12 protein-coding genes and 2 pseudogenes are annotated in these 11,927 nt (G+C 61.6%); 7 read left to right on the forward strand and 7 right to left on the reverse strand.

All coding sequences use genetic code 11. The features are described from left to right. The first annotated feature begins 61 nt into the window (after window positions 1-61). A complete protein-coding gene (locus HWN72_RS30025) occupies window positions 62-376 on the forward strand; it encodes a hypothetical protein (RefSeq protein ID WP_211152236.1) in 315 nt (104 codons plus the stop codon). Between the two features lie 30 nt (window positions 377-406). Here HWN72_RS30025 and arsH read toward each other — a convergent pair whose 3' ends face one another. Genes arsH through HWN72_RS30050 form a run of 5 tightly spaced genes read right to left on the reverse strand, consistent with a single transcriptional unit; the run spans window position 407 to window position 3,722 of the window. Further along, window positions 407-1,150, reverse strand: coding sequence for an arsenical resistance protein ArsH (gene arsH, locus HWN72_RS30030; RefSeq protein WP_107394170.1), 744 nt, complete (start codon window positions 1,148-1,150; stop codon window positions 407-409). Beyond that, window positions 1,150-2,436, reverse strand: coding sequence for an arsenic transporter (locus HWN72_RS30035; RefSeq protein WP_211152237.1), 1,287 nt, complete (start codon window positions 2,434-2,436; stop codon window positions 1,150-1,152). Before HWN72_RS30035 ends, arsH begins: the two co-directional genes overlap by 1 nt. Further along, window positions 2,436-2,864, reverse strand: a complete 429-nt coding sequence (arsC, locus tag HWN72_RS30040; protein WP_211152238.1) for an arsenate reductase (glutaredoxin) — start codon at window positions 2,862-2,864, stop codon at window positions 2,436-2,438. Before arsC ends, HWN72_RS30035 begins: the two co-directional genes overlap by 1 nt. Beyond that, window positions 2,861-3,382: an arsenate reductase ArsC gene (locus tag HWN72_RS30045; RefSeq protein WP_211152239.1), complete on the reverse strand. Its 522-nt coding sequence runs from the start codon at window positions 3,380-3,382 to the stop codon at window positions 2,861-2,863. Before HWN72_RS30045 ends, arsC begins: the two co-directional genes overlap by 4 nt. 10 nt (window positions 3,383-3,392) lie before the next feature. After that, the gene (locus tag HWN72_RS30050) at window positions 3,393-3,722 is read right to left on the reverse strand and encodes a helix-turn-helix transcriptional regulator (RefSeq protein WP_120252803.1); all 330 of its coding nucleotides are present in this window, start codon (window positions 3,720-3,722) and stop codon (window positions 3,393-3,395) included. Window positions 3,723-3,854: 132 nt separating this feature from the next. Here HWN72_RS30050 and HWN72_RS30055 point away from each other — a divergent pair, with 132 nt between their 5' ends. The 4 genes from HWN72_RS30055 (at window position 3,855) to HWN72_RS30070 (ending at window position 7,096) form a co-directional block, all read left to right on the forward strand. Next, window positions 3,855-4,787 (forward strand): hypothetical protein, encoded by a 933-nt coding sequence (locus HWN72_RS30055; protein ID WP_211152240.1) that lies wholly within the window; start codon window positions 3,855-3,857, stop codon window positions 4,785-4,787. Window positions 4,788-5,040: 253 nt separating this feature from the next. Then, entirely contained in the window at window positions 5,041-5,427 is a 387-nt protein-coding gene (locus HWN72_RS30060; protein ID WP_150426803.1) for a DUF3768 domain-containing protein, read from the forward strand. 128 nt (window positions 5,428-5,555) lie between these two features. After that, window positions 5,556-5,813 carry a hypothetical protein gene (locus HWN72_RS30065; RefSeq protein ID WP_120253507.1) on the forward strand — a complete coding sequence of 86 codons (258 nt, stop codon included), beginning with the start codon at window positions 5,556-5,558 and terminating at the stop codon, window positions 5,811-5,813. A gap of 2 nt (window positions 5,814-5,815) precedes the next feature. Then, a complete protein-coding gene (locus tag HWN72_RS30070; RefSeq protein WP_211152241.1) occupies window positions 5,816-7,096 on the forward strand; it encodes a Fic family protein in 1,281 nt (426 codons plus the stop codon). 55 nt (window positions 7,097-7,151) lie between these two features. Here HWN72_RS30070 and HWN72_RS30075 read toward each other — a convergent pair. Both HWN72_RS30075 and HWN72_RS30080 read right to left on the reverse strand, forming a co-directional pair. Then, window positions 7,152-9,417 (reverse strand): annotated as a pseudogene (locus HWN72_RS30075) (heavy metal translocating P-type ATPase). A gap of 192 nt (window positions 9,418-9,609) precedes the next feature. Beyond that, complete coding sequence (locus HWN72_RS30080) at window positions 9,610-10,497, reverse strand: NAD(P)/FAD-dependent oxidoreductase (RefSeq protein WP_211152242.1); 888 nt, start codon at window positions 10,495-10,497, stop codon at window positions 9,610-9,612. Between the two features lie 296 nt (window positions 10,498-10,793). On the opposite strand from HWN72_RS30080, the gene HWN72_RS30085 reads away from it, so the two are divergent. Continuing rightward, window positions 10,794-11,060, forward strand: coding sequence for a flagellar biosynthetic protein FliQ (locus HWN72_RS30085; RefSeq protein WP_211152243.1), 267 nt, complete (start codon window positions 10,794-10,796; stop codon window positions 11,058-11,060). 113 nt (window positions 11,061-11,173) lie between these two features. Next, window positions 11,174-11,927, forward strand: a pseudogene (locus HWN72_RS30090) (type II restriction endonuclease); the annotation flags it as partial.

Below are 11,927 nucleotides of genomic sequence, written 5' to 3' on the forward strand. Positions count from 1 at the left end.
TTCATGCGGGCGACCATGACGAGGCAGAAAGCATGGCCTCATTCTGGCGAGCGATTTTCCAGTGCGTCAATATCAGTTTCTTCCCACCGCCCAGGCAATGCCGACAATCCAGACCGCCGCGGGCGCAACCCTGAAAATGGCCCACAACAAAACCGGCTTCATGAAGCATCGGGCGGCCAAGCCGATGGTGAGCAACGCGACGAAGGGAGCGGGGATCTCGACAGAGACGATGGCGAGGTCGCCACACTCGTCGAGCGACGTAGGAGGCCTCGGTGATGAAAGGCAGCATCGCCGCGAAGGGGAGGCAGAAAGCCAAGACCAGCACGCGTGCCGTTCCGAAGGCTATGGCGAGCATCTGGATGGCTTCCCGCCATGATGTTCGCCCTCCCCCCATCGCCGTGGAGCACTATCTGCCGGAGATCGCGATAGCGGAGTGATCGGTGGCGGGATCGACAGGCACCCCGAGCTGCTTGCGCTCGGAGTAGCGATCGACGAGCTGAACCGCGTGCGGGCGCATCAGGATGGTGAAGCGCACCAGCTCCTCCATCACATCGACGATGCGGTCGTAATAGCTCGAAGGCTTCATGCGGCCTGCTTCGTCAAACTCCTTATAGGCCATCGCCACGGATGACTGGTTGGGAATGGTGAACATTCGCATCCAGCGGCCGAGCAGGCGAAGCGTGTTCACGGCGTTGAACGACTGTGAGCCGCCAGATACCTGCATGACCGCAAGCGTGCGCCCCTGCGTTGGGCGCATTCCCTTCATTTCCAGCGGCAGATGATCGATCTGCGCCTTCATGATGCCGGTGATCTGACCGTGCCGCTCCGGGCTGCACCACACCTGGCCCTCGGACCACAGCGCCAGTTCGCGCAGTTCGTGAACGGCGGGATGATCGTCACCCGCTATCTGGTCGGGCAGCGGCAGCGTCGATGGATCGAAAATGCGGGTTTCCGCGCCAAACAGGCGCAGAAGCCGCGCGGATTCCTCGACCGCGAGACGGGAGAAAGACCGTTCGCGAAGGCTGCCATAGAGCAGCAGAATGCGCGGGGCAGGATCGAGTGCGCCCAGCCCTACCGCTGGCCGGTGGTGGATAAAGGCCGGATCAAGCGCGGGCAGCGTGTCGGGATCGGGAAGGTCGCGGATAGGCATCAGGCAATTCCAATACGCAGCGCGAGCGCCGCAAGGGTAATGAGGAGGATGGGCACAGTGAGCGTCGCGCCCACGCGGAAGTAATATCCCCATCCGATCTTGATGTTTTTTTGGCCCAGGACATGGAGCCACAACAGGGTGGCGAGCGAACCGATGGGTGTGATCTTGGGGCCAAGATCGCAGCCGATCACATTGGCGTAGATCATCGCTTCCTTCACCGCCCCGGTGGCGTGCGTGGCGTCGATCGACAGCGCGCCCACCAGTACCGTCGGCATGTTGTTCATGACGGATGACAGGACGGCAGCGATTACTCCGGTCCCCAGCGCGGCACCCCATACCCCGCCTTGCGCGGTGCGATCGAGCAGCGCGGCCAGGTGGTCGGTCAGTCCTGCATTTCGCAGGCCATAGACCACGAGGTACATGCCAAGCGAGAAGATGACGACCTGCCACGGCGCGCCGCGCAGCACCTTGCGGGTTTCGATCACATGCCCCCTCGCCGCGATTGCGAGCAGCAGGATTGCGCCGGCAGCGGCAACCGCGCTGACTGGCACGCCCAGCGGATCAAGCAGGAAGAAGCCGACGAGAAGAAGCACGAGGACGACCCAACCTGCACGGAAGGTCGCAGCGTCCCGGATCGCCGCCCGCGGCGCCCGTAGCGCGGCGACATCATAGTTTGCCGGTATGTCACGACGGAAGAACAGCATCAGCGCGCCGAGCGTGGCGGCGATCGCTGCCAGATTCACCGGCACCATCACGCTCGCATATTCGCCGAAGCCGAGCTTGAAGAAGTCGGCCGACACGATGTTGACGAGGTTCGAGACGACAAGCGGCAGACTGGCGGTGTCCGCGATGAAGCCTGCGGCCATCACGAACGCCAGCGTCGCCTTGTCGCCATAGCCCAACGCGCGCAGCATCGCGATAACAATAGGGGTCAGGATCAAGGCGGCGCCATCATTGGCGAACAGGGACGATACCGCCGCGCCGAGCAGCACGACCAGGGCGAACAGGACGCGGCCATTGCCTTTGCCCCAGCGCGCGACATGGAGCGCTGCCCATTCGAAGAACCCGGCTTCATCCAGCAGCAGGCTGATGACGATGATCGCGACGAAGGCGCCCGTCGCGTTCCAGACAATGCCCCAGACCACGGGCACGTCGGAAAGCGATACAACGCCGGCGAGCAGCGCCACGACCGCCCCGCCCATGGCGCTCCACCCAATGCCGAGGCCCTTGGGTTGCCAGATGACGATCGCGATCGTCGCGATGAAGATCAGAATTGCTGGCAGCATTAGGCGATACGCTGGCCCAAGGCGTCCACGACCTGTTCGCCATCTTCTTTCGCGAATGCGCCGAGCTGGCCTGTCGGCAACAGATCAAGAACCGCTTCGGAAGGACGGCAGAGTTTTACACCGAGCGGTGACACAACGAGGGGGCGGTTGATGAGGATCGGATGCGCCATCATCGCGTCCACCAGCGCGTCGTTCGACAGCGACGTGTCGCTCAGGCCCAGCTCCGCATAGGGGGTGCCCTTCTCGCGCAAGAGATCGCGCGGGGCCATTCCGGCGCGGTCGATAAGTTCGACCAGCAAAGCGCGTGTGGGCGGCGTCTTGAGATATTCGATCACGTGCGGTTCGACACCCGCATTGCGGATCATGGCGAGCGCGTTGCGCGACGTGCCGCATTCGGGATTGTGATAGATGATGATGTCGGTGGTCACTTGACGGCTCCCGCTTTGGCGCTGGCCCCTTCGGCCTGCCCGATTTCCTTGAGTTTGCTACGCATCGCCATTTCGTCGAGGCTGGAGATCGGCAGGGCGAGGAACAGCGAAATCCGGTTCTGAAGGAAGCGCAGTGCCTGTAGGAATGCCTCGCGCTGGCCTTCGCCCTCTACGGCTGCCGGGTCTTCGATGCCCCAATGCGCCGTGAGCGGATGCCCGATCCAGACCGGGCAAGTTTCACCGGCGGCGTTGTCGCATACGGTAAAGATGAAATCGAATTTAGGGGCGTCCGGCGCGGAAAATTCGTCCCAGCTCTTCGACCGCATCCCCGCAGTGTCGAAGCCGAGGCCGGTCAGCACGGACAGCGCCATCGGATGCACATCGCCCTTGGGCTGGCTCCCGGCGCTGTAGGCCCGGAAACGCCCTTCGCCGAGCTTGTTCATGAGGGCTTCGCCCAGGATCGAGCGGGCGCTGTTCCCGGTACACAGGAACAGCACATTGTAGACCTTATCAGTCACGGTAAATCCTTCAGCAGCAGGTGAGTTCGGCAACCAGCGGTTCGCAAAGCTCGGCGCGGCCCTGGCAGCAGTCCTTCGCCAGAAACAGCATGAGATCCTTCAGCGCCTTTATGTTCGCGCGCTGGATTTGTTGGCGCCCGCGTTTCTCAGGCAGGACCAGACCGGCTTTCACAAGCACAGCGAGATGCGTCGAAAACGTGCTTTGTGTCAGCCCCGACGCTTCCACGAGCTGGCCCGTCGATAGCCCGTCAGGTTCATGTCGAACGAGCAGACGAAAGGCGTCGAGACGAGTGGGGTGCCCCAGGGCCGCCAATATCGCGAGAGAAGAGTCGGTTTCCATTAAACGCAAATAACCGATGGGTTTTAACCGGTCAACATCTATCGAAAATTGCCGATGGATTCCTGTGCCTGCAAGGGCGAGATACGTTTAGAGTTGCTCGCCGCGCGCCCTGTTTTGCAGCATGGTTGAACCATGAAGGATACTGAAACACCGCAATGGGAGGGCCGGAAGCGCCACTTCACCGATCCGTATCGCGGGCGGTTGCCGGAACTGGAGCGCTGCATGATCCGGCACCGCGCTTTGGAAATGATCCTTGTCATCTATCACGCAGAGGAATTGAAGCGCAGCGTCGTCGAAACCGTTGATACGCAAAAGCGCTGGAAGCTCTCGCGCAGCGATGACGAGGCAACCGAACCCGCGCCGGAAGTGCCCGAGCGCAAGAGAGTCCAGCGGGCCTTCGACTGGCTGGTCAAGGAAGGCGTGCTGACAGCCGATGAGCGCCGCGAAATGGTTAAACTCATTGGCCGGCGAAACAGCATCGCTCACCATCTCGATCAGGTGACGGCCGATCTCAATCCAGATTCCTGGGTCCGCGATCATCTCGCCTTCATGCCGGATCGGCAGCAATACGACTATGAGGCGCTGGACCGCCTCAAGGCCATGCGGCGGCTGCTGGAGCAGCGGAAGATCGCGAAGCATTATGTTGGCGTGATAAGTATGCGCAGCCTGTTTTTCGAGGCTACCGAGCGGGTGTTGCGCGACGATCTGAAGCGCCTCGACCGCCGTATCCGCAAACTCGTTCACAAGCGGATCGATGCGATTGCAGCGGTCAATTCCGAACTATCGCTTGAAGGCAGCGAGCTGGTCGGCATTTTCGACCCGCGTTGGCCAGACAACCGCCACCATAGCGGCTGCCTGACCCCGCGCGGCGTCGAAATCTGTTACCGGCTGTTCGATATGGGCAAGTCGGCGATGGCCGTGGCCCATATCATGGAGTTTTCGCTGGTCGCTGCACGCGCCCGCGAGAAGCAATGGCGCGAGCTGGGCGGCAACAACCGGGTGGTCAAAAATCTTCAGGACATCCCGTTGGTGAGGAAGCGCCTGCGCTACGAGGATATGCGCTAGACGACACGCCCTATCTGCGTGTCGCGGGGGAACGCCAAGGGCGCTGCCCTTTCGTCCCCGAACGACAATCGGCCGCCCGTGTAATCCGCCAAGCGCGGCATCCGAAGCCCTGCGGGTTTTTCGGCCGCGCTATGACGGCTCGCCCGCGCCAGCGGCAGATTCTCGCCCTCCCTCCCCATCCTGTTCCTCGCCGGAACGGCAGGGTTGCCCGGCCCGTGGCCTTGCAGCCCATGCCAGATGAAAGGAACCAGTGATGCAGACCCCCGAGCAAACCGATGCCATCCGCCGCTTGAACGATGCGGCGCGCGCTATTCCCGGCGTTACGTCCATCGCCAATGTCACGATGGGGTTTCAGGCTCTCCCCGATCCCGACCGCTCCGCCGCATTGGCGTTGATCGCGCGGTTCTCGAAATTCGACGACAACAATGACCCTTATGGTGAGCATGATTTCGGGGCGGTTTTTCGCCTCGCATCGGGTGACTGGACGCAGGACCGGCCCGAGGATGACGAGGCTGTTGCGGTGACGGTATTTTGGAAGATCGACTATTATGAGCCAAATCTGGACTTCGGCAGTGATGCACCGTGGGACGCGCAACGCACCAAGCGCGTTCTGACGATCATGTTATCGAATGAATACTGAAACTTATCCGTCCAGATCGGCAGCCGGGGGGCTGACATATCTTCCCGGCTGCGCAACCGCTCGACCAAGTGATTTGTTGAGGAATCACGATAGGCAGAGTAGGGTTAACGGGGAAAAGGATGAACGGGATGGCGCAGATCAACCTTGAGGTATTTCGCGAGCGTGTTCGAGGCATGGACTTCGAGCGCGGCACGCCCGAGCAGGTCGCATTGTGGCGAGAGGACGTTGCCGATGCGCGCGCCAATCTGGTCATCGAGGACATGACGCCCACCGATGGCGACGATGCGATGTTCGCCGTAATGCTCGACGAGGGCGTCCCGCCCTCGCTGATGGCCTCGATCATTCTCGGCCTCTACAAGCCGGGAATGCACTCTGTTGCAGGCTGACATTGGCCGACGACCCTTACACCTATCCCGGCACCGACATATTGCGGAACCGGCTTGGACTTACCGACGATGCCACGCTCAATGAAGCCGAGCGTCGGTTGACGATGGCGCGCGGCGCACAGGTCGCTCGCCAGACGTTCCCCGGTTCGGCCGATGGCTATCGAACGCTACACAAGCATCTGTTTCAGGACCTGTATGATTGGGCAGGCGAGGATCGCAGCGTCATCATCGCGAAGGGCGGATCGAGCTTCGCCGCCCCCCTCTATATCGCCCGCGAACTCGAAAAGCTGTTCGCCGACATGGCGGCGAAGAATGGCTTCCGCGGCATCGCACGTGACGAGTTTTTCGACCGCCTTGGCAACCACATCAACGAACTCAACGCCATTCACCCTTTCCGCGAAGGCAATGGACGCACCATGCGCCACCATGCCGCCCATATCGCGCGCGAGGCAGGCCATCCCATTCGCATCGCCTCGATCGATAAGACACTCTGGATGGATGCGTCGCGACATGGCTTCCTGACGGGCGATCATCGCGCGATGGCATCCGTGCTCGCTGCTGCTGCGGTTCAGCGTGACGCTGCGCCGGAAGCGCGCATCGGCGCGCATGGGATCGCCTTGCTCCCCCAGCGCGCGCCTCCGACAGCCCAGCGTTACCGCATCACCTTGAACAAGGTGCGCGAGGAACTGGAACGGTATCTTCCGCCCGCTCGCCAGCAGGCTGGTGAGCGTCTGAGGGCGCTGATCGGGCAGGATGCGCCGTCAGAGAAGATTGCCGCCGCGCGCACCGAATTGGCCTATGTCCGACATGCCAAGGGGCCGGTCTATCAATCGCATCTCCTGACCTATCTAGGGGTGCGACAGGTCGATGCGGTGATTTCCGCCGAGCAAACGCCGCTGGAGCGCGTGCGAGAGATCGGGGCGGCCTTGGGTGTGCAGATCAATGCCCAGCAGCCGGTACAGCTTCAGCGTGCGGTTCGCGCGCTGGAGCGACCGATCCTGCCCCCTGGCCACGCGCCCGGGCAGGAACGACTTGCCGCCGCGTTCCTGAAGAACTCGCCCGAAAGCAATATCGCCGACAGCCGGTTGGCAGCGGCACAGGGCATTGTCGATGCGGCCATGCAGACTGCCCGCGAGCGCGGAGAAAGCGCACGTATGGTCGTTTCCATCGGGGAATCCACCCGCCAACTCGTAGCCGACCGCATCAGAACGGGCAGCGCACTGGACACGCGGCTTGGCGAAGCACCCTCGCCAGCCCCACCCAGCAAGGATCGCAGCCGCTGAATTGTGCTATTCCGTCAGGGGCGCATTTCACTACGCCTTCAGTTGCTCAACCTGTTCATATGCGTGCCCTGTTGAGGCGGAGGGCATTGCTCACCACGCTGACCGATGACAGCGCCATCGCTGCCGCAGCGATGATGGGCGACAAAAGTATCCCGAAGAACGGATAGAGCAATCCGGCAGCGATCGGAACGCCAGCAGCGTTGTACACGAAGGCGAAGAAGAGGTTCTGGCGGATGTTGGCCATCGTTGCCTCGCTGAGGCGCCGGGCCCGCACGATGCCGGTGAGATCGCCTTTCAGCAGGGTCACACCCGCACTCTCGATGGCGACATCGGTGCCCGACCCCATCGCGATGCCTACATCCGCCGCCGCGAGCGCCGGGGCATCGTTGACCCCATCGCCCGCCATCGCGACAATCCTTCCTTCGCGCTTCAGCCGCTCGACAACCTCACTTTTCTGGTCCGGGAACACTTCGGCTTCAACCTTCTCGATACCGAGATTGCGTGCCACAGCCTCAGCGGTGGTGCGATTGTCGCCAGTCAGCATGACGACCGCGATACCCTCGGCCCTAAGCAATGTCAGGGCTTCGGCAGTGGTCGCCTTTACCGGATCGGCGATCCCAAAGGCGCCCGCCACCTCGCCATCGATGGCCATGAAGATTCCTGTGGCGCCATCGCTGCGAAGTGTCTCGGCCTCATCCATCAGTGGTGCGACATCGACGCCTTCACCTTTAAGGAAGCGTGCATTCCCAAGCAGGATGCGCTTGCCTTCGACTATACCCTGCGCGCCCTTGCCCGTCGGCGAGACGAAGTCCGATACTGCCGGAATTCTCACATCCTGCGCTTCGGCCGACGCAACGATTGCTCGCGCGAGCGGATGTTCGGACGCCTGTTCGACCGCCGCCGCGAGACGCAGCAGTTCGTTCGGATCATGGTTCGCGGCCGGCACGATCCGGGTCACAGACGGTTTTCCTTCGGTAAGAGTCCCGGTTTTGTCGATCACCAGCGTATCGACTTTCTCGAGCCGTTCGAGCGCCTCGGCGTTCTTGATCAGCACACCAAGCCCGGCGCCGCGGCCCACGCCCACCATGATCGACATCGGCGTTGCCAATCCGAGAGCACAGGGACAGGCGATGATCAGCACGGCGACGGCGGCGATGAGGCCATGCGCCAAGCGCGGCTCCGGCCCCCAGACCCCCCAGATGGCGAACGCCAATACCGAGATAGCCAGAACTGTAGGAACGAACCAGCCTGCGACCTGATCGGCCAAGCGCTGAATCGGGGCCCGCGATCGCTGGGCGTCCGCCACCATCTGCACAATTCGCGCGAGCATGGTGTCGCGCCCGACATTCTCGGCCTCGATGACGAGCGCACCGCTCTGATTGAGCGTACCCCCGATGACCTTGTCGCCCAGGGCTTTGGTCACGGGCATCGATTCCCCGGTCACCATCGACTCATCAAGCGACGATCTCCCATCGCACACCGTGCCATCGACCGGGACTTTCTCACCCGGTCTCACGCGCAGGCGATCGCCGACGGCGACCAGATCGAGCGGGACTTCCTCCTCGCTGCCGTCCTGCGCGATCCGCCGCGCCATCTTGGGTGCGAGGTTGAGCAGCGCCTTGATCGCGCCCGACGTTCGCTCCCGCGCGCGCAGCTCGAGAACCTGTCCGAGCAGAACCAGCACCGTGATAACGGCCGCTGCCTCGAAATAAACTGCGACGGTCCCGCCCATTCCGCGGAATGCGGAGGGAAAGATGCCGGGCGCTGCCGTCGCGACAATGCTGTAGGCCCAAGGCTACCCCAGTGCCCATGGCGATCAGCGTGAACATGTTGAGATTGCGCGTACGGAGCGAGGCCCAGCCACGCGTAAAGAACGGCCAGCCCGCCCACAGCACCACTGGCGTCGCCAAGGCGAACTGAACCCAGGCCGAAGCGACCGCCGGCACGGCCCGATGGATGGCCGGCACCAAGTGTCCCCCCATCTCAAGAAAAAAGACCGGGATGGTTAGCGCAAGCGCGATCCAGAACCGGCGAGTCATGTCGATGAGCTCTGCGCTCGGACCAGCATCCATCGTGATTGTTTCCGGTTCCAGCGCCATGCCGCAGATGGGACAGGGACCCGGATGATCCTGCCGAATCTCGGGATGCATGGGGCAGGTCCAAACCACTCCCTCTGGCAAGATCTCCGGCAAGGTCGCCTTCAGTTTGAGATAGCGCTCGGGATCGGCCACGAATTTGGATCGGCAACTGGCGCTACAGAAATGATAACTGTGCCCGGCATGGATGGCGTGATGAGATGGTACCGCGGGATCTACAGTCATCCCGCAAACCGGATCGATTACCGTTATGGCACCCTGGTCCTTGCCGCCTGCGCAGCAGCTATGGGCGTGAGCATGGCTAGCGGATTTGGACTCGGGCAAAGTACGTCTCCTTGTTGACGTTTCCCTATCTGGGGATCTGCGATCATATCGGGGGCAAGCGCTCTGCTGAACTCTTTACCTCTTCAGCATTGCCTACCTCGATAAGCGATTGTGAATTGCGGTTGCCGCCTTGGCTGCTTGGCCGGCGGCTACGGCGATTTGATCCAGTCCTTCGACAATGTCTCCCGCCGCAAAAAGACGATCAATCGTCGTTTGCTGATGTTCATCGACGATGATGCAACCTGATGCGCTCAACTCCGCACCTGCCATGCGCGCCAACTCCGACCGGGGAGAAGTTCCAAGTGCGACATAAAGGGTGTCGAAGCTGAGCAGTGGGCCATCGGCCAGGCTCACGAGGATAGAGTCATCGCAAACCGCTAGGGTTTGAATGGGCGCGCGTTGGACCACGATCCCGCTTCGGGCCAAATCCCCCTCATCGCTTCGTGAAAGCTGCGAAACGTCTTGGGTAAGGAGCGTCACGGTATCGCTATACCGACGAATGAAGCGTGCCTCGGCCGCGCCATGGTCCGAACAGCCCAGGACGGCTACGTTCTTTCCGCGAACTTCAAACCCGTCACAGACTGGGCAATAGCGAATAAGGCCGCGCGCAACAGCGCGATCGTGGACCTCCTGCGCATACCTTGGTTTGTGGTTTGTCACGCCCTGAGCGAGCAATAGCGTTCGCGCCTCGACGGACTGCGGTCCCATATTTACGACGAAGCCTGTCTCGGTTGACGCGATACCCTGAACGACGCCACTCACCAATTCCGCGCCATAGCGAGCGGCATGTCGATGCATGCGCAAAAGCAGCTCCTCACCGGAGATTCCTTCTGGGAATCCGAGAAGATTGTGCGTCGTCGGAATATGGGCGGCACGGCCGCCCCCGGCGTCCACGAGCAGCGTGCGACGAAGAAACCGGCCCAAATAGGTCGCTGCCGTCAAACCTGCGGGACCTCCGCCGATGATAACGCAGTCGTACATGCGCACCTTTCGCTGACGTCTATCCTCACTCCTATTACGCGGCAGAGCGCGTCTGCCCTCAATGGCCCCTGCTATTTCTCGAAAAAATGCAGGGCGGCGCGAGGGGTGGGCGGCGGCGATGCGTAAGTCAGATGTAGGTTATCGGAAGAGACGGACATTGAGGTGCCCACGGGTCGCAGCGTGGGACGGGGCGGGCGGCATTGGAGAAGAGGGAACGGAAACATGATCCCACTTCGCTCCGCCCGCCCCGCAACAGTCCCGTATCGCGCAACAACCCCACCGGTGCGGGAGGAACAATGGACAGTCCCTTTTCCGTCTCAATGGGGCGTGCGCTTTGGGTCATGGCGATGGTGGCCGGGCCACCTCTGCTCATCATGGGGCTCGTCGGGCTGGACATTTCGATCATCCAGGCCGCGACGTCGGTTAACGAACAAACCGTCAGCTTTGTCCCCAAATTGCTTGCTCTGTTATTTGTCCTAGCGGTTTTCGGCGCTGCGATGGGAGGATTACTCATCGATTATACGCGCGATCTTCTCATTCACATCCCCGACGACATCCAATGAACCGAAGGCGCGCGGCACTCATTTTATACTTGATGCCGATCAGGAATCTGGCTTGCAATCAGGCGGGATGCTAGCTTTGCTAATCGACGCAGTGAGGCACAATGGGGGGCGGTTTGGCGGATTTTGAATTGCTGGCGCGGCAACTGATCCAGCGATGGAAGGAAGACCCGAACGCAACCTATCAGAGCTGGTTCCTCTGGGACGAGCGCATCAAGAATTTCCGCTCCATCCGCCGCGGTCTGACCCAGGTCGTGGCCGAAATCGAGGCGGGGCGATTTGGCGTCGCGTATCGTGGATCGTCGCTCGAAACCGTGGTGCATTCGGTTGCGGAGCAGCGGCAGATCTTCAAGGGCGCGGATCATGCCTTCCTGTGGAAGCCCAAGCTGCGCATACCCGACATCTATGAGAATCCGGCGCATCAGCGCGCCTTTGGGCGACTGCTGGATCATTGCGCCTGCTGCGATACCGCTGAAGAGATCATCGCGGGCATCCACGCGATCGATCGCCTGAACATCAAGGGGTTGGGGCCAGCGGTCGCCAATCTGCTTTATTTCCTGCATCCCACGCTCGTTCCGCCGTTCAACACGGCGATCGTCAATGGCTACAACAAGCTGACGGGCGGGAAGGTCAAACTCGGCAGTTGGCAGCATTTTCTTGCCATGCGCTCCGGCATCCTCGACCTCAACGAGCAGTTCCGCGATTTGCTGTCGAACGATCTTGGGGCGATTGGCGGGCTATTGTTCGACATCGGCTCGGGGCGTTATCCGGCCCCGCCGCGTGATGAGGAAGACCAAGCTATCGGCACCTGGGCGATGCGGCTCGAACAGGCTCGGGCCGAGGCGCAAAGTCTAAATAAAGTCGTCGAAA

This window comes from Novosphingobium sp. HR1a (genome assembly GCF_015594425.1).
Lineage (GTDB): Bacteria > Pseudomonadota > Alphaproteobacteria > Sphingomonadales > Sphingomonadaceae > Novosphingobium > Novosphingobium resinovorum_A.

What these genes read in the sequence shown, in the direction of transcription:
- HWN72_RS30085 (WP_211152243.1), top strand. Translation starts at nt 10,794, where the DNA reads ATGGACAGTCCCTTTTCCGTCTCAATGGGGCGTGCGCTTTGGGTCATG.
- HWN72_RS30060 (WP_150426803.1), top strand. Translation starts at nt 5,041, where the DNA reads ATGCAGACCCCCGAGCAAACCGATGCCATCCGCCGCTTGAACGATGCG.
- arsH (WP_107394170.1), bottom strand. Translation starts at nt 1,150, where the DNA reads ATGCCTATCCGCGACCTTCCCGATCCCGACACGCTGCCCGCGCTTGAT.
- HWN72_RS30035 (WP_211152237.1), bottom strand. Translation starts at nt 2,436, where the DNA reads ATGCTGCCAGCAATTCTGATCTTCATCGCGACGATCGCGATCGTCATC.
- HWN72_RS30050 (WP_120252803.1), bottom strand. Translation starts at nt 3,722, where the DNA reads ATGGAAACCGACTCTTCTCTCGCGATATTGGCGGCCCTGGGGCACCCC.
- HWN72_RS30080 (WP_211152242.1), bottom strand. Translation starts at nt 10,497, where the DNA reads ATGTACGACTGCGTTATCATCGGCGGAGGTCCCGCAGGTTTGACGGCA.
- HWN72_RS30055 (WP_211152240.1), top strand. Translation starts at nt 3,855, where the DNA reads ATGAAGGATACTGAAACACCGCAATGGGAGGGCCGGAAGCGCCACTTC.
- HWN72_RS30065 (WP_120253507.1), top strand. Translation starts at nt 5,556, where the DNA reads ATGGCGCAGATCAACCTTGAGGTATTTCGCGAGCGTGTTCGAGGCATG.